The organism is Chroococcidiopsis cubana SAG 39.79, from assembly GCF_003991895.1.
Taxonomy (GTDB): domain Bacteria; phylum Cyanobacteriota; class Cyanobacteriia; order Cyanobacteriales; family Chroococcidiopsidaceae; genus Chroococcidiopsis; species Chroococcidiopsis thermalis.
Genome location: NZ_RSCK01000249.1, coordinates 165 through 1317, shown reverse-complemented (window position 1 = coordinate 1317; position 1153 = coordinate 165). Strand labels below are relative to the sequence as shown.

The window sequence follows — 1153 nt, the reverse complement described above, 5'->3', positions numbered from 1 at the left end:
AACGCAATCCCCTCTTGCCCAAATGGGATATTCTTATCCGACCTGCCTCATAGGTATTTTGTTTCTTGGAGATCGCCTAAGCTAATTGACTTGGCTGCCAAGCTGGCAGAGCTTTAGTAACATTGTGGTTGTACTTAACTAGGGCATCTGCTAGAGAAATCGCATTTGCCGCCGCTTTTGCGGTACTTGCTGCCGTATGGGGACGGGGAATAAAGGCAGCATCGCCAACTAGCGCCACCCGTCCAAAGGTCATTTGTGGCACTCCCAAATCCAAAATTGCTTGAACAAACGGCGCTTGGGTTGCGGCAACAAGTTTCTGAAATGGAGGAGCGAGTAAGGTATTGGCATAAAAACGCATCTCTTGCTCGACGGATGGTGCGATCGTTCCGGGTGGAATAGAATAATCTCGACGTTTGCCATCCTTGTCTGTCAAAATGCGAGGTAGTTCTGTTGTTTCATCGTAATTAACATACCAAACCCAGTTAAAACGGCGTTCTCCAGGCACTAAAGATTCGCGCTCGCCAGGAATTACATATTGAAGGATGTGAGAGTTTGGGAAATGATAAAATACAAATCGCTCTGTAAACAGAGCAGCCGCCTCTGATTCCAGTTCATTTTCATTGACTAATCCCCGATAGGCAACATATCCAGCATAACGATAATGAGCATCTGGTAGAAAGTGTTGCCGTACAGTCGAATTTGGACCATCTGCACCAATCAATAAATCTGCCGTATCATCAGTTCCATCCGCAAAGATTGCTGTAACCTGTTCGCCGTTTTGCTGAATATCAGTTAAGTATTTCCCGTAATGATAATGCTTCGAGGGAAAATGCCGACGCATAGAACCATAAAGCAGATTCCAAGAGGTCAGCATTTGACGCATCGGCATTGGTTGGTCAATATTGCCATCGGAGTTTAGATAATAACGTTCGTGCGCTACTACACCCAGCGATTGAGTAGAGATACCCGCGCGTTGGAATGCTTCAACAACATCGCTTTGCAGTACAACGCCACCACCGCGACTATCAAGATTGCGATCGGAGCGTTCGTAAATATCTACATCCCAACCAATAGAGCGCAGTATGATTCCGGTAAATAAACCGCCGAGCGATCCACCAATAACAATTGCCCGATTGCCTGTTGCTTTTATAGT

1 protein-coding gene is annotated in these 1153 nt (G+C 46.1%); it reads right to left on the bottom strand.

Translation table 11 applies throughout. The features are described 5' to 3' along the window. Positions 1 to 76: 76 nt before the first annotated feature. Positions 77 to 1150, bottom strand: coding sequence for an FAD binding domain-containing protein (locus DSM107010_RS37715; protein WP_127025423.1), 1074 nt, complete (start codon positions 1148 to 1150; stop codon positions 77 to 79). Between the last annotated feature and the right edge of the window lie 3 nt (positions 1151 to 1153).